At 63.6% G+C, this 14,614-nt stretch carries 11 protein-coding genes and 1 tRNA gene; 1 reads left to right on the forward strand and 11 read right to left on the reverse strand.

Annotated elements, in window-relative coordinates; translation table 11 throughout:
• Positions 1–2 precede the first annotated feature (2 nt).
• Genes AB0N72_RS09630 through AB0N72_RS09655 form a run of 6 tightly spaced genes read right to left on the reverse strand, consistent with a single transcriptional unit; the run spans position 3 to position 7,669 of the window.
• Positions 3–1,847 carry a protein kinase gene (locus AB0N72_RS09630; RefSeq protein WP_363932380.1) on the reverse strand — a complete coding sequence of 615 codons (1,845 nt, stop codon included), beginning with the start codon at positions 1,845–1,847 and terminating at the stop codon, positions 3–5.
• Entirely contained in the window at positions 1,844–3,301 is a 1,458-nt protein-coding gene (locus AB0N72_RS09635; protein WP_363932381.1) for a penicillin-binding transpeptidase domain-containing protein, read from the reverse strand. The genes AB0N72_RS09630 and AB0N72_RS09635 overlap by 4 nt, the downstream gene beginning before the upstream one ends.
• Positions 3,298–4,725, reverse strand: coding sequence for an FtsW/RodA/SpoVE family cell cycle protein (locus AB0N72_RS09640; RefSeq protein WP_363932383.1), 1,428 nt, complete (start codon positions 4,723–4,725; stop codon positions 3,298–3,300). Before AB0N72_RS09640 ends, AB0N72_RS09635 begins: the two co-directional genes overlap by 4 nt.
• Complete coding sequence (locus AB0N72_RS09645) at positions 4,722–6,431, reverse strand: protein phosphatase 2C domain-containing protein (protein WP_363932385.1); 1,710 nt, start codon at positions 6,429–6,431, stop codon at positions 4,722–4,724. The genes AB0N72_RS09640 and AB0N72_RS09645 overlap by 4 nt, the downstream gene beginning before the upstream one ends.
• A 3-nt stretch (positions 6,432–6,434) precedes the next feature.
• Positions 6,435–6,923 carry an FHA domain-containing protein gene (locus tag AB0N72_RS09650; protein WP_363932387.1) on the reverse strand — a complete coding sequence of 163 codons (489 nt, stop codon included), beginning with the start codon at positions 6,921–6,923 and terminating at the stop codon, positions 6,435–6,437.
• Positions 6,920–7,669 (reverse strand): DUF3662 and FHA domain-containing protein, encoded by a 750-nt coding sequence (locus AB0N72_RS09655; protein ID WP_363932389.1) that lies wholly within the window; start codon positions 7,667–7,669, stop codon positions 6,920–6,922. Before AB0N72_RS09655 ends, AB0N72_RS09650 begins: the two co-directional genes overlap by 4 nt.
• Positions 7,670–8,041: 372 nt before the next feature.
• Between AB0N72_RS09655 and AB0N72_RS09660 the strand changes: the two genes are divergently transcribed.
• A tRNA-Leu gene (locus AB0N72_RS09660) sits at positions 8,042–8,124 on the forward strand.
• A 125-nt stretch (positions 8,125–8,249) separates the two neighbouring features.
• On the opposite strand, the gene AB0N72_RS09665 is transcribed toward AB0N72_RS09660, so the two are convergent.
• From AB0N72_RS09665 to AB0N72_RS09685, 5 genes are read right to left on the reverse strand one after another with little or no spacing between them, the layout of a single operon-like run.
• Entirely contained in the window at positions 8,250–9,446 is a 1,197-nt protein-coding gene (locus AB0N72_RS09665; RefSeq protein ID WP_363932391.1) for a PLP-dependent aminotransferase family protein, read from the reverse strand.
• Complete coding sequence (locus tag AB0N72_RS09670; protein ID WP_363932392.1) at positions 9,443–11,113, reverse strand: ABC transporter ATP-binding protein; 1,671 nt, start codon at positions 11,111–11,113, stop codon at positions 9,443–9,445. The genes AB0N72_RS09665 and AB0N72_RS09670 overlap by 4 nt, the downstream gene beginning before the upstream one ends.
• Position 11,114: 1 nt before the next feature.
• Positions 11,115–11,969 (reverse strand): ABC transporter permease, encoded by an 855-nt coding sequence (locus tag AB0N72_RS09675; RefSeq protein WP_363932393.1) that lies wholly within the window; start codon positions 11,967–11,969, stop codon positions 11,115–11,117.
• The gene (locus AB0N72_RS09680) at positions 11,966–12,919 is read right to left on the reverse strand and encodes an ABC transporter permease (protein ID WP_363932395.1); all 954 of its coding nucleotides are present in this window, start codon (positions 12,917–12,919) and stop codon (positions 11,966–11,968) included. Before AB0N72_RS09680 ends, AB0N72_RS09675 begins: the two co-directional genes overlap by 4 nt.
• On the reverse strand, positions 12,916–14,568 hold the full coding sequence (locus tag AB0N72_RS09685) for an ABC transporter substrate-binding protein (protein ID WP_363932397.1): 1,653 nt from the start codon (positions 14,566–14,568) through the stop codon (positions 12,916–12,918). The genes AB0N72_RS09680 and AB0N72_RS09685 overlap by 4 nt, the downstream gene beginning before the upstream one ends.
• Between the last annotated feature and the right edge of the window lie 46 nt (positions 14,569–14,614).

Below are 14,614 nucleotides of genomic sequence, written 5' to 3' on the forward strand. Positions count from 1 at the left end.
GGTTAGCGGCCTGTTGGGGTTGCGGAACTGGAGGGGTTGGCCTTCGTGGAACCGGGATCGGTGGGGATCAGTTCCTTGGACAGATAGTAGGTCACCGTGGAACCCGCCGGTACCTCAGTGCCGGGAGCAGGTGAAGACCGCACAAAGGTGCCGGGCTGTTGGCCAATGGCTCCGTTGACGTCTTCACCCCTGACGTACTTGAGGCCTGCTCCATCCAGGAGACCTTGCACTTGGCTCTCCGAGAGTCCGGGGCCAATGCTGGGCACCGCTACCATTTCGGGTCCCTTGGAATAGGTCACTGTGATGGTGATTCCCGGGTCAACGGGACCGGTGGGATTGAGGCGGAGAACCGTGCCGGCCACTGCAGGATTGAACTCCTCCTGGCCGTTCACTCCGAAACCGAGGGCACGGAGCTGCGCACTGACGGCCTCGAATGGCTGTCCTTCGAACTGTTCCGGGATGATGTTGATCTTCTGCGGCGTCGACTGCGTCGGAGTCGGCTTTTCCGAAGTCTGCGTGGGCGTGGGCGTCGGCGTCGACTGTGTGGGTGACGGCGTCGAGGACCGGCTCGGGGTGGTCGACGTCGACTGGCTGGGCGCAGGGCTCGGCGAGAAGAAACCCGACTGGGAAATCAGGAAACCAACGAGGGCGAACAGGACCAGCAGGATCAGCGCGACAAGGGGCCACGTCCACGGGCTGCGCTTTTTTCGTTCCGGTTCCGGATCGTCATAGCGTTCGTCATCGCTGTAGATGACTTCTTCGTCGTCGTTGAGTTGCCGTTCCGCCTCGAGCGCATTGGCACGCGTCAGTGGGTTGTCGGCGGAAGCCGCGGCGGCTCCCACAGCAGCCCCGGCTGCGCCGGCACCCAGCACCGGAAGTGCGGAGGTCGCCGTCGAGGACTGCTCTTTACCGTAAGGCGAGGTGACGACGCCGGTGGGTGCCGTTGCGGTGTTGACCGGCGCCGTGATGGGTCCGGTTGCGCTTTCGAACAACAGCATGCCCGGTACCGCGGCGTGTGCAGTGGCGATGTCGCCGTTGCGGATGGCCTCGGCTGCTTCGGCCAGCTTGATGGCGTTGGCAGGGCGGTTCTTGGGATCCTTGGCCAGCATGGACATCAACAGCGCGCGCACGGGCGTGGGCAGGGTCTCGGGCAGGGGCGGCGGAGCGTCGTTGACCTGTGCCAAAGCGATGGCGATCTGGGATTCGCCGGAGAACGGGCGGTGGCCGGTGAGGCACTCGTAGCCGATGACGCCCAGGGAGTAGATGTCCGAGGATCCGGTGGCGGTCTGGCCAGTGGCTTGTTCGGGGGCCAGGTACTGGGCGGTCCCCATGACCTGGCCGGTCTGCGTCAGCGGAACCTGGTCTGCCAGCCGCGCGATGCCGAAGTCCGTGACCTTTACCCGGTTGTCGGGCGTGATCAGCAGGTTTCCAGGCTTGATGTCGCGGTGCACCAGCCCCTGGGCGTGGGCCACGGCGAGGGCGCGGGCGGTCTGGGCGATGATGGAGAGCGTCATGTCCGGGGAAAGGACCTGCTCGCGCTCCAGGATACCGCTCAGGGGGTGCCCGGGCACGAGTTCCATCACCAGGTAGGCCGAACCGGCTTCCTCACCGTAATCGAAGACGTTGGCGATGCCCACGTGGTTGAGGAGGGCGGTGTGGCGTGCCTCGGCACGGAAGCGCTGCAGGAAGCCGGGGTCGCCCGTGTATTCCTCCTTGAGCACCTTGATGGCCACGATCCGGCCAAGGATCTGGTCCTTGGCCTTCCAGACCTCGCCCATGCCGCCAATCGCAATGCGACTGGTCAGCTGGAACCTGCCGCCGAGTGTGATTCCCGAAGTAGGCCTCACTTATTCAACACCGCCTCAAAAATCTTCTTTGCGTTCGGACTGGTTAGCTGGGCACCGCTGAGCACATCCACACGTTCCATGACGATGGTGACGGCTACTTGCGGGTCGTTTGCCGGGGCGAACCCGGTAAACCAAGAGTTGTTCAAACCGGAGTCACCGAGTTCGGCCGTGCCGGTCTTGCCGGCCACCTTGATGCCGGGAACGGCCGCGCCCTTGGCGATGCCGTTGTCCACGGCACTGGTCATCCACTCGGTGATCTGGCTGGCGATGGGCTGCGTGGTGCTGGTGCGGAGGGCTTCGGGCTTGGTTTCGCTGATGACGCGGAGGTCCGGAGCGCGAACTGTCTGTACCAGGTTTGGCTTCATCTGCACGCCGCCATTGGCGATGGCCGCCGTCATCATGTTGATCTGCAGCGGGGTCGCCTTGACGTCGCGCTGGCCCACTGACGACTGCGCAAGCTGGGCCTGGTCAAGGTCCTTGGGGAAAACGCTCTTGGCCTGCTGGAGCTTGAGTTGATCGCCGAAGGTCTCGCCAAAACCGAACTTCTCGGCCTGCTCACGGATTGCGTCCTGGCCGAGGTCCAACGCAATGCTGGCAAACGGAGTATTGCAGGACTGCTCCAAGGCAAAGGCGAACGACGCCGTCTCCCGGACGTTGCAGTTACCGCCGGCATAGTTGGGGAGGCTCGCATTGGAACCGGGAAGCGGGAGGCTGCTGGGGTTCGGCAGCTCACTGTCCTTGTTGTACTTGCCCGAATTCAATGCCGCCGCAGTGTCAATAAGCTTGAAAACCGAGCCCGGCGAGAGCAGGTTTCCGGTGGGACCGCTGACGTTCTGGTTCAGGTTGATGCCCGGGACCTGGTTCAGCTTGGCCATGTTCGCCTCGGCAGCTGCGGTGTCATGGGTGGCGATCAGGTTCGGATCGTACGAAGGCTTGGAGACCATGGCAATGATTGCCCCGGTCTTCGGGTTGGTGACAACGATCGATCCGCGCTGCCCATCCGGGATGAGGTCGTAGGCCAGCTTCTGGATGGCAGGATCCAGGGTCAATTCCACGGAGGCGCCCTTGGGCTCCTTGCCAAGGAACATCTGGCTGATCCGGTCCAGGAACAGCTGGTCCGAGTTACCGGCAAGCGTTTCGCCCATGGATTGTTCCAAGCCGGTGGAACCGAAGCCGCGTGAGAAGAAACCCGTAACTCCGGCGTACAGCTCAGGCTGGGGGTACGAGCGCTGGAAAGCGCAGGACTCGTTTCCGGGTACCGATTCAGCTACCGGCTTTCCACCCACGATGATCGCGCCGCGCTCATTGCAGAATGTGGCCAGGATGGCCCTTTGGTTCCAGGGGTTGGCATTGAGATCGTCCGCGCCAATGACCTGGACGTAGCTGATGGCACCGAAAATCAGGGCGAACATGGCGACGGCGGCCATCCAGGAGCTGCGAATTGCCTGGTTCATGGATGTTTCACCGCCTCTGTTGGTGCGCTTGGTGTCTGCCCTGTTGCAGGTTTGACTGTCTTGTGGGAGCTGGTGGTGGGTGGCTTGCTGACCATGGGAGTGGTGTCCACCGGGCCGCGTGCCGTATTGGAGATCATCAGCAGCAGGCCCACGATGATCCAGTTGGCCAGCAGCGATGAACCACCGGCCGCCAGGAACGGTGTGGTCAGGCCGGTCAAAGGAATGAGCCGGGTGACACCGCCGATAACCACGAAGCATTGCAGTGCAATGGCAAACGACAGGCCGCAGGCGAGGAGCTTGCCAAAAGCGTCCCGCGTTCCCAAAGCAGCGCGGAAACCGCGGGTGAACAGCAGCAGGTACAGCATCACCACGGCGAAGAGGCCGATCAGGCCCAGCTCTTCGCCGATGAGTGCCACGATCATGTCGCTGTTGGCGAAGGGAACCAGGTCAGGCCGGCCTTGGCCAAGCCCGGTACCGACAAGGCCGCCGTCGGCCATGCCGAACAGTCCTTGAACAATCTGGCCACTGCCGCCCGGAGACCTGCCGAAGACTTCGGGGGTGAACGCGTTGATCCAGCTGTCGATCCTGAAAGCAACGTGGGAGAAGATCTTCGAGGCGATGAAGCCGCCGCCCAGAATCAGGGCAAGGCCAATGACCACCCAGGAGATACGGCTGGTGGCCACGTAGATCATCACGATGAAAAGGCCGAAGAACAGGACGGACGATCCGAGGTCGCGCTGGAAGACGAGCACACCGATGCTGACCAACCAGGCCGTGATCATCGGGCCGAGGTCCTTGAACCGCGGGAACTGCATGGGGCCGATCTTCCGTCCCGCCAACAGGATGAGATCCCGGTTGGACGAAAGATAACCCGCGAAGAATATGGCCAGGGTGATCTTGGCTATTTCGCCGGGCTGGAAGGTCATGGGGCCGATCCGGATCCAGACGCTCGCACCCAACACCTCACCGGCGGAGATGCCGGGAACAAGGGGAAGAACCAGCAGCAAGGCGCTGACTGCCAAGGAAATGTATGTAAAGCGGCGCAGGATGCGGTGGTCCTTGAGGAACCAAATCACGGCAATGGACACGGCCATGGCAATGAGCGTCCAGCGAAGCTGGTTGTTGCCCGTATCGTCCCCGGGACCGTCCATGCGATGGATCAGGGCCAGGCCCAGGCCGTTCAGGGCGACCACGATGGGAAGTATTACAGGATCGGCATACTTCGCGCGGAGCCTCAGGACCACGTGGAAGGCAAAAGCGGCTACGGCGAGCAGGCTCGACTGGAACCAGAAGTCGCTGTCCAGGCCCAGCTCGGAGTTAAGGCTGACCAGGGCGCTTGCACCGATGCCAACGGCGAGAGCCAGGACGATGAGCAGAAGTTCGACATTCCTGCGGGGCTTGGGGGCGGTGTCAGTCTGGATCATTTTGCCCCCTCACAGGGAGTCGGAACGGGCGATGGCGTTGGGCTGGCTACAGCGGCGGTGCTGGGTATCGGCACTGTAGCTGTGGGGGAAGGCGTTGGCGTCGGAGATGCCGTGCCGGTCGGAGTCCTGGACGGGGTAGGGCTGGGGCAGTTGGCGGAGGCGCTGCCGTAGTGCTTCAGGTTCTCCACGATGAGCTGGGCGTCGTGAAGGTCACCGGCGGGCACAGTCTGGCGAACGCTCTGCTGGCCGTACTCAGGCAACGAATCCACCCGGACATCGGTGACGGCCTCCAACCGGGAAAGCTGGATGGGCCCGAGCCTCTGCGAGATTCCGTTGAAGATGGCAACGCGCTGATCGTATTCGCCCACGTAGTAGCGGGTCTGGGTCCATGCGTAGCCAAGCCAAAGGCCCACCACGACGCCGAGTACCACTACAGCCGCGACGGCAGGCATCAACCAACGGATACGGCGGCGCGGGGGTTCTTCGATTTCCGCGCGGTCCTGCTCGGCCTTGTGAGTGAGGACTGTGGCAGCACGGCGGGCCACCGTGCGGCCCGCAACGGTGGGAATGGACCCTGTTTCAGCAGCTGTGGCGGCGGCGCCCACCAGCTCGTGTGGGCGGCTTGCCAGTTCTTCGCGGAGGACCTCGGCGGACAAGTGCTCGCCCAGGTGCGGGTCGGTGGTGGCGGGTGGCTCGGTGGACTTTTCGGAATCCCCGGCCTCTTCGCCTGCCTCGTCGGTTTCCTTCGTTGGGTCGCCCGTGTTGGACGGCTGCTGGCGGTCAGCCTGCGTCTTGGAGGCGGACTCCGCATCTGTAGTTGCCTCTTTTGCCGGCGGCTCGTCGGGCGACTTGGTGGCCGTTACCGCTTCAGGTTCGTCGACGGCGGCAAGCGCCGTGGCAGGTACGACGTCGACGGCGGCCGTGTTGACGTCGTCGACCGTTTCCTCAACGATCTCCAGCATGACAACGGTGACGTTGTCCGGGGCGCCAGCTTCAAGCGTCAGGTTTACAAGGATCTCGGCGCATTCACGCAGGTCCTTGGTCTCCCGGACCATGCGCTCAACGACGTGTCCCGCGACGTAGTTCAGGCCATCGGAGCACAGCAGCCAGCGTTCGCCGGGTTCGACGTCAAGGACGTCCAGGTCCAATTCCGGGCTCGCGTCAACATCGCCGAGCACACGCATCAGGACATTCTTGTGCGGATGCGTTTCGGCTTCTTCGGGCCGGAGGCGTCCCTCATCGATCAAGCGCTGGACGAAGGTGTGGTCCACGCTGATCTGCTCGAACTTCTTGTTGCGCAGGCGGTAGGCCCGGGAGTCGCCGATATGCGCGAAGTGGAGCTTGCGGTCTTCGAGGAGCAACGCCGTGACAGTTGTCCCCATGCCGGATAGCTTGGGATTCTGGTGCACGAGCTCGGAAAGCAGCGAATTGGCGGTTTGGATCTCGTCCGCGAGGACGGTGTCTGCGCCTTCGGGGTAGTCGTCATGATCCAGGTGGATCATGTCCAGGACCGTCGAAGCCGAGGCGACATCGCCGCCCGCGTGCCCGCCCATGCCATCGGCAACCACTGCCAGATGGCGGCCCACGTACGCGGAGTCGTCATTCTTGGAGCGGATCCGGCCGACGTCGGAACGGGCCGCGTAGCGCATGATCAACGGGCGCTCCGCGGGCTTTTCCTTGTCCTCGGGGGTCTCGGGAGAGGCCATGGACTATGGCCTCAATTCAATGACCGTCTTGCCGATTCTCACGGGGACGCCAAGCTCCACCGGCAACGCACGCGTGAGCTGCTGATCGGCGAGGTAGGTGCCATTGGTTGAGCCGAGGTCCTCGATGAACCACCTGCTGCCCTGCGGGAACAGTCGCGCATGCCGGCCTGAGGCGTAGTCATCCTCGAGGACCAAAGTGGCTTCCTGTGCGCGGCCCAACAGGATGGGACTGGCTGCGAGGGGAACCGTGGTGCCCTTCAAAGGACCTTCAGTGACCACCAGGTTGCGGGCATGCTGAATGGCCGGCGGCGGCGAAGCAGCCAATTCGGGGTGCTTGCGGACTTCGCGTGCGGTGGGAACCCCGGTCACTGCCTTGCGCCCGATCTGGAAGTCGCGGCGCATGGTGGACACGATGCTGAAGATCAGGATCCACAGCAACAGGAGGAACCCGAAGCGAAGCGCTGTTATGGTCAGTTCGCTGACATCGTTCACGCGTGGCCACCCGGGGTTTGGGGGAGGAGGCGGAAAATAATCTTGGTACGTCCCATCGTGATGGTTGAGCCGTCTGTGAGCTCCACGCTGCCGTTTACCTTGTGTCCGTTGACGTAGCTGCCATTCGTGGACCCGAGGTCCACGGCCCATGTGCTGCCGTGTTCGGTGCGCACTTCGAGGTGCTTCCGTGAAACGCCCGTGTCATCCACCAGAATGTCAGCTTCCGAGGAGCGGCCCAGCACGACACTCTGGGCATTGAGCGAGTAGCGCTGGCCGTTGATGTCCAAAACCGGCTGGAGCCTGGTGGGCTGCCGGGCCGGTGCGGCGGGAACGTTGGCACGGGGAGCCTGGGGAGCCGGAGCTGCATCGCCGGAGGATTTCTCGGTCCGGGAAGCAATCTCAAAATGGCCCGGGCGTTCTTCGTCGTTGCGACGGAAGGAGATCCTGACCGCTCCCTGGAGGGTGTAGCCCTGGCTGCGAACGTGTTGGATGACGACGTCGCAGAGTTCCTCGGCAAGGGGCGTTCCCCATTCCTGGGCCCGGGCGAAGTCCTCATCGCTGAGCAGGACATCAAAAACGTTGGGAGCGAGCGTACGGCCGGCGGCGATGGTGATGGACTGGTTGTCCAGTTCCCGCCTCAGCTTGCTCGCGATCTCCACTGGCTCGACCCGTGCCCGCGACCCCGTGGAGAAGACGTTGCGGACGGCCTTTTCAATGCCGCGCTCGACTTTGTCCAGCAAACCCATGTTCCTTCTCCTTTCCTTGCCGCGGCACCTGCCGTGCCTGGTTCGATAGTCCTGCCTGTGGTCCGTCGGTGCACACGCCAAAGTGCGTGCCCAACGGCCCTTCCACTTCCCGATACTACTGGGACTGACTGGGAATGACCTTAATCCACAACGCCTTGCGCCCCGGAAAAGTTCGGCCCCGGCCCTTGCTGGCGGGGCTCCAGGGGTTTGAAAATCTTGTGAAGTTCCGCGGTTTTCAGGGGGTTTGCCGCCTTTCCGGGGGCGCCTCACGGCTCGATTGGTGTTTTGCTCCGGATGTCCGTTATGCTTGATCTCGCTGCTTTTGAAGGAAACGAAGCTGGGAGACCAGCGGAATCCGGAAAAAGAAGTTGCGCGCGAGTGGCGGAACGGCAGACGCGCTGGCTTCAGGTGCCAGTATCCGAAAGGGTGTGGGGGTTCAAATCCCCCCTCGCGCACGCATTCGAAAGAGCCCCGGTCTTAGGATCGGGGCTCTTTTGTTGTCCGCGCACCCAACTAGGTCGCAGTTGGGGTCGCTCTGGGCGCTGAAAACGACCTCAACTGCGACCTGGTTGGGTAAGGGCTAGGCTTGGCGCTTCAGGGCGCGGCCAAGGCGGGCCGCGGCCTCCTCCAGCTTTTCGGCCGGAACATCGCCATAGGCCAGGCGCAGGTGGCGGTCGGAGTCGGTTCCCGGTCCCGAGGGGAAGAACGAACCGCGCTGGTACTCGACGCCCTCCGCACTGGCATCTGCGGCCAACTGATCCGGATCCACGGAATCGTCGGCCAGTCGTGGCCACAGGAACAGCCCGCCCTCGGGGAGTACGGACTCAAACGCCCCGGGCGCTTCCCTGTCCAGCGCTGCCACCAGGGTCTCAGCACGGCTCCGGTACAGGGCACGTGCCTTGTCCAGCGTGGAGTCGAAGATCCGCGGGTTGGAGGTGACGAGCTCGCCGATAATGGCCTGGACCAGCGTAGAGCTGTGCGAGTCCTGCCGGCTGCGGAGCGCCACAAGGTCGCGGGCCAGGTGTTCGGGGGTGACGGTCCAACCAAGCCGCAGCCCGGGTCCCAGCGTCTTGGTGAACGTGTTGATGTGCAGGACATGGTCCGAGTTGTTGAACTCCTCCACGCTTTCCTGCTCTCCGGCGAACCGCAGCTCGCGGTACGGGTTGTCCGCCAGGATCACGAAGCCATAGTGCTCCGCGAGCCGGACCAACTCCTTGCGTGCCTCACCTGGGAGCGTGCCTTGCGAGGGATTGTGGAAGTCCGGGACGGTATAAAGGGCGGACGGCCGGGCGCCGCCGCGCAGCAGCTCGCTGAGGTGGTCAACGTCCAGCCCGCGCGCACCGACGAACACCGGTAGCGTCCTGGCGTCCGAGAGCTGCAAGCCACGCAGGAACAACGGGAAGATCGGATTGTCCACAGCTACCAGGTCACCGCGCTCCACCACGGATTGAATGGCCAGGGACAGTCCATGGAAGCCGCCGTTGGTGATCAGGATGCGGTCCACGGAGACCCCCTCACGCTCGGCGATCCATTCGCGCAGCGGGGAGATGCCTTCGGTGCGTGAATACTGCAGGGCTGGAACGCCGGGTTTGGCCAGCACACGGGCTGTTGCTTCCGCGATCTCCGTGGTGGGAAGGACGCCCGGGTCCGGGATTCCGCCCAAGAGTTCGATTGCGTCGGCACGCTTGTCGCGCAGCGTCGCATCACCGAAACCCTTGGGTGCTGTGAAGGCCTCGATCAGGGCAGGCCTGCTGGTGGTGGTCAGGTTCAAGGTCATGCTGATGCCTTCGCTAGTTGTTTGGTTTCGGAGGACCCCACGGTTGTGGACAGCGGGATCGCGTCCAGAAGTGTTTGGGTGTATGGGTGTTGGGGCCGCAGGAAGATGTCCTCCACAGGTCCGTCTTCCACGACCTGCCCACGCCGAAGCACGGAAACTGTGTCCGCCACTTGCCGCACCAAGGCGAGGTCGTGGGAAACGAACAGGTATGTCAGGCCCAGTTCGCGTTGCAGCTTGGAAAGCAGCTCGAGGATTCCGGCTTGGACGCTCACGTCCAGCGCGGATGTCGGTTCGTCCAAAACCACGACGTCGGGACGCACCACGAGGGCGCGGGCGATGGCTACGCGTTGACGTTGGCCGCCCGATAGGTTCGCGGGCCTGCGTGACGCCACGGATTCCGGGAGGCCCACTGCTTCCAAGGCTTCCCGGACGCGGTGGGTCCGTTCGGCCTTGGTCCCCACGCCGAACTGGTCCAGGGGTTCGCGGATGATCCTGCTGACCTTCCAGGTGGGGTCCAAAGAGGTGAACGGGTTTTGGTACACGAGCTGGAGGTGGCGGCGGATCTCACGGACTTCAGCCCGCGACCGGCCCGACGTCGATTCGCCGGCTACCGCAATCTCCCCACCGTCCGCTTGTTCCAGACCGAGCAGCAGCCGGACCGCGGTTGTCTTGCCCGATCCTGATTCGCCTACAAGCGCGTGGGTGCGTCCGCGTTCCGCGGAGAAGGAGACCCCATCAACGGCCAGCACTTCCTTGCCGCCGGCTGTGAAGCGCTTGGTCACCGCCCGGACGTCAATCTGCGCGGGTTCAACAGAACGTGGGCCGGCCGCGTCAGTCCGGGAGCCGTCGTCGTGCGTTGCGTTAACGGTGACCCGCTGGTTCCGGTACCTGTCCGGGTGCAAGGCGGGGACGTCTGCCTGGAGAGTCCTTGCGTACTCGGACTTCGGCGCTGCGAAGATTTCCCGCGAAGCGCCGCGCTCCTGCACCGCTCCATCCTTCAGGACCACCAGCGAATCGGCGCGCTCGGCGGCGATCGCGAGGTCGTGCGTGATGAGGAGCAGGCTGATGTCCAGCTCGCTCCGGAGCTCGGTCAGCATGTCCAGGATCAGCTTCTGCACCGTGACATCCAACGCCGAGGTGGGTTCGTCAGCCACGATCAGCGACGGCCGCGGCAGCACGGTCAGGGCGATGAGGACGCGTTGGAGCATGCCGCCGGAGAGTTGGTGCGGGTAGGAGTTGTACACGCGGACGGGGTCGGGCAAGCCCACCTGCTCCAGCACCTGGAGGATTTTGCGGCGTCGCACATCGGGATCTGCCTCCCCGAGCAGCGCGGCCGCCTCGTGCGCCTGGGCGCCAATGGTCCGGACCGGATTGAGCGCCGATGCCGGGTCCTGCGGGATAAATCCGAGTTCCCGGCCCCTGTACGGCCGGAACTGCTTTTCCGGCAGGGACTGGAGATCCTTGCCGTTCAGCTCCACTGTGCCGGTGGTGGTTGAACCGTGGGGGAGCAGCCGGAGAACGGCTTTCGCGATGGTCGACTTGCCCGAACCGGACTCGCCGATCAGCGCGAGGCTCTCGCCTTTGGCGAGTGAAAACGACACATCATGGACGACGGCGGCACGATCGTACGCGATCGACAAACCTTGCACTGTTAATAGGGAGCTCATGTCACTTCGCCTTTCGCAGCCAGCGGCTGATGCGGTTGACGGACAAGACAGTTATGACGATGACCAGAGCCGGCGCGTAGACGAGCCACGGTGCCGTGACGTAGGTCTTGCCGGAGGCCACCAGCAAGCCCCAGTCGGAGGCAGGGGGCGGATCGCCGTAGCCGAGGAAGGCCAGTGATGCGATGACCAGGATGGACGTGCCGAATTGGAGCACGGCCAGGACAAGCACAGAGCGGTACGCGTTGGGGAGGATATGTCCCAGCAAAGCGTGGAGGCGGTTGCCGCCTTCCAGATAGGACGTTTCGACGTACGTGGCACCGCGGACGCGCATCACCTCGGCACGCATCAGCCGGGCAAAAACGGCGACGGCGGACACACCGGTTGCAATGGCGGCGTTGATGGTCTGGAAACCCAAGGAGCTGACGATGACCACCGCCAGGAGGAAGCCGGGAATGGCCAGAAGAACATCGACGAAGCGGCCCAGGATGGAATCGGTCCAGCCGCCGCGGAAACCAGCGGCCAGTCCGATGACGCTGCCCACCAGCAGGCCAATCAGGACGGCCACCAAGGCACTCGTCACCGAGGAAGCCGTGCCGTAGACGACGCGCGCGTACTGGTCCCGGCCAAGGTAGTCGGTCCCGAACCAGTGTGCTGCGCTGGGAGCGGCCAGCTTGCTCGCGGTATCGCCGGTAACCGGACTGTAGTGGGTGAAGATGCCAGGAGCGAGGGACCAGAGGATCACGAGGAGAACCACCGCGAACGACAGGATCACCGTGACGGGCGGAAGGCCGTCCGTCAGTTTCCGCTGGGTGGGTTCCGACTGGTTCAGCTGAGGATCGCTGAGGAGGGTGGTCATGCGCTTACCTTCTCCCGGAGTTTGACGCGCGGATCCAGCAAGGGTGAGGCAAGGTCCGCCAGGAGGTTGACCGCCACGAACACCACGGCTGAAAGGGATACGACCGCTTGAAGCACCGGTTGGTCCTCACCCGTCACCGCCTTCTGCACAACGGTTCCGATGCCGTCCCGGCCGAAGATGGTTTCCGTGATGACCGAGCCACCCAGGAGTTCACCTACGATCAGGGCCACCATCGCGACGGACGGAAGAGCCGACGGTTTAACCAGGTGCTTCGCGAAAAGGCTGGCTTCTGTCAGTCCACGGGAGCGGGCCACCACGGCGTACTCCTGCCGGGATTCGTGATCCAGGCTGGCGATCAGCACCTCGGCCAGGGGCGCCGAGACGGGGATTGCCAGGGTGATGGCGGCGAAGAGCGTAGCCACCGGACTGTTGGGGTCCGTGGTGGTGAACGAGTGGAGCCGGAAAGCGAAGAACTCGATCAGGATGAGGCCGATCACGAAGTTCGGCACGGACAGGAAGAACGACGGGATGGAGCGGACAATTGCCGCCCACTTCCCTGGAAGATACTGGGCACCGTAGGCGATGGCGACGGCGAAAACCACCGAAATCACCAGGGCGCTCGTTGCCAGAGTGAGGGTGGAGGGCAGGGCATCCCCGACGATCTGCGTCACAGGCAGGTTGGACTGCAGCGAAAACCCGAGTTCACCTGTCAGGAACCGGCCAAGCGACAGGAGGAGCTGGACCGCCACCGGTTGATCGAGCCCATAGAAGGCCACGATCCGCTGGATGTCCTCCTCGCTGAGTCCGTGCTGGGGGTCGCGGAGCGTGTTGGTGATGGCGTCACCGGGAAGCACGCTGATGACCAGGAACGTCAGGACATAGGCGAGGAGGACAACGATGACTGCCTGACCCACCCGGGTAAGGGCAAAGCGCTTGTAATCGCCGGTCACTGTGAAATCCAGGCGGTGTAGAAGTTCGCGTAAGCCAGGCCGTTGTACTGGACGTCCTTGATCTTCGGGCTGATCAGGTACAGGCGCTGGACGAGCTGGTTAAGAGGGACGAAGTAGCCCTGGTCCAGGACGTACTTCTGCAGTTCGTCAGCAACCTTCTCACGGGAAGCCCTGTCCGAGGCGGTGGCGATCGCCGTCGAGAGGTCGTTCAGCTTCTGGTCGGAGGTTCCGACGCTGAACCAGTCCTCGCCCTTGTTCTGGCTCGTCAGGACACCGGCGACGGTTCCGACGTCGACGAAGCTGCGCGAGGTCTGGAACAGCGGCGGCTTGCTGGCCTGGATGGCTGCGTACCCGGCAACGTCCACCACCTTGAGGTTGACCTTGATGCCCACCTTCTTAAGCTGCTGGGCGATGAGCTCGTCTTCGGCCTTGGTGGAGGGAACGTACGGGTTTGGTGTGAGCGTGAACTCGAGGGTCTTGCCGTCCTTGGTGCGGTAGCCATCCGAACCCTTGGTCCAGCCAGCGTCGTCCAGGACCTTGTTGGCCTTCTCGGGATCGAATTTGAAGGAGTCGCTGAACTCGCCGGCTTCGGGGACGTTGCCTTGGATGAACGTGGTGGCTGCGTTCCAGTCGTCGGTGTAGACGGTCTTGCGGATCTCTTCGCGGTCGATGCCGTGCTGGATGGCCTGGCGGACCGCGAGCTCGTTGGTGGGGAAGGCCGTGGTGTTTACCTGGAAACCGTCAACGAAGCCCAGATAGCGGGGGGTCCCTACAGTGAAGCCCTGGGCCTTGAGCGACTCGATCTCCTGCGGCTCAACGTTGAAGGCGACATCCGCCTGGCCGGAAACCACTGTGGATGTCCGCACCGAGGTGTCCTTGATGACCTTGTACGTGATGGTGTCCAAGCGGGCCGGACCAGTGTGGCCGAGCGCGGCCGGACCCCAGTTGTAGTCTTTGCGCTTTTCCAGAACGTAGCTGTCGCCCTGCTTCCAGGACTTGACCACGAAAGGACCGCTGCCGATTTCCTGGCTCAGGTCCGCCTGGGCTTCGACCGGCAACGCCAGGGTCTTCGGCGAGAGCAGGATGCAGCCGTGGTAGGCCAGCGTGGCAATGAAGCCGAGGGCCGGAGAGGAGAAGCTGACCTTGACCGTCTTGGGGTCGGTGGCTTCGGCGGAGGCGAAGTTAGTGGACGGGAACAATCCGACCTTGCTGATGCCGCGGGCGGAGTCACCCTTGGCCCAGGCGTTCAGGTTGGCAACCACGGCCGCAGCGTCCAGCGGGCTTCCGTCGGAGAAGGTCACGCCCTCCTTCAGGTGCAGGACAAAGTCTTTTGCCCCGTTGAGTTCTTCCCACTTCTCGGCGACCCAGGGGCTGAGTTCACCCTTTTCGTTGACGTACACCAGCTTGTCCGTAATTTGGCCCCAGAGGTTGCCCTCGTAGCTGGAGATGGCGGTCTTGCTGGGGACCCAGCCGGTGTCGTAGCCCTGGATCAGGAAGGTGATGTTGCCACCCTCCACCGGGGAACCGCCGTTGGCGCCCGTGCTGGCGGTAGGCCCGCCGCAGGCCGTGATCAATGCGGAGGTGGACAGGGCGCCGAGGCCTGCAAGGAAGGCGCGCCTGCGGAATTCAGGGGTGGTGAAGGTGTTCATGGGTTCTCCTGGGATGCGTTGGGGATGGCCGTTGGGGGCCGGGTTT

The sequence above is a fragment of the Paenarthrobacter sp. NPDC089307 genome (assembly GCF_040685055.1).
GTDB lineage: Bacteria > Actinomycetota > Actinomycetes > Actinomycetales > Micrococcaceae > Arthrobacter.

Excerpts from the sequence above, each read along its gene's own strand:
- AB0N72_RS09635 (WP_363932381.1), bottom strand. The coding sequence starts at position 3,301 with ATGAACCAGGCAATTCGCAGCTCCTGGATGGCCGCCGTCGCCATGTTC.
- AB0N72_RS09640 (WP_363932383.1), bottom strand. The coding sequence starts at position 4,725 with ATGATCCAGACTGACACCGCCCCCAAGCCCCGCAGGAATGTCGAACTT.
- AB0N72_RS09645 (WP_363932385.1), bottom strand. The coding sequence starts at position 6,431 with ATGGCCTCTCCCGAGACCCCCGAGGACAAGGAAAAGCCCGCGGAGCGC.
- AB0N72_RS09655 (WP_363932389.1), bottom strand. The coding sequence starts at position 7,669 with ATGGGTTTGCTGGACAAAGTCGAGCGCGGCATTGAAAAGGCCGTCCGC.
- AB0N72_RS09665 (WP_363932391.1), bottom strand. The coding sequence starts at position 9,446 with ATGACCTTGAACCTGACCACCACCAGCAGGCCTGCCCTGATCGAGGCC.
- AB0N72_RS09670 (WP_363932392.1), bottom strand. The coding sequence starts at position 11,113 with ATGAGCTCCCTATTAACAGTGCAAGGTTTGTCGATCGCGTACGATCGT.
- AB0N72_RS09675 (WP_363932393.1), bottom strand. The coding sequence starts at position 11,969 with ATGACCACCCTCCTCAGCGATCCTCAGCTGAACCAGTCGGAACCCACC.
- AB0N72_RS09685 (WP_363932397.1), bottom strand. The coding sequence starts at position 14,568 with ATGAACACCTTCACCACCCCTGAATTCCGCAGGCGCGCCTTCCTTGCA.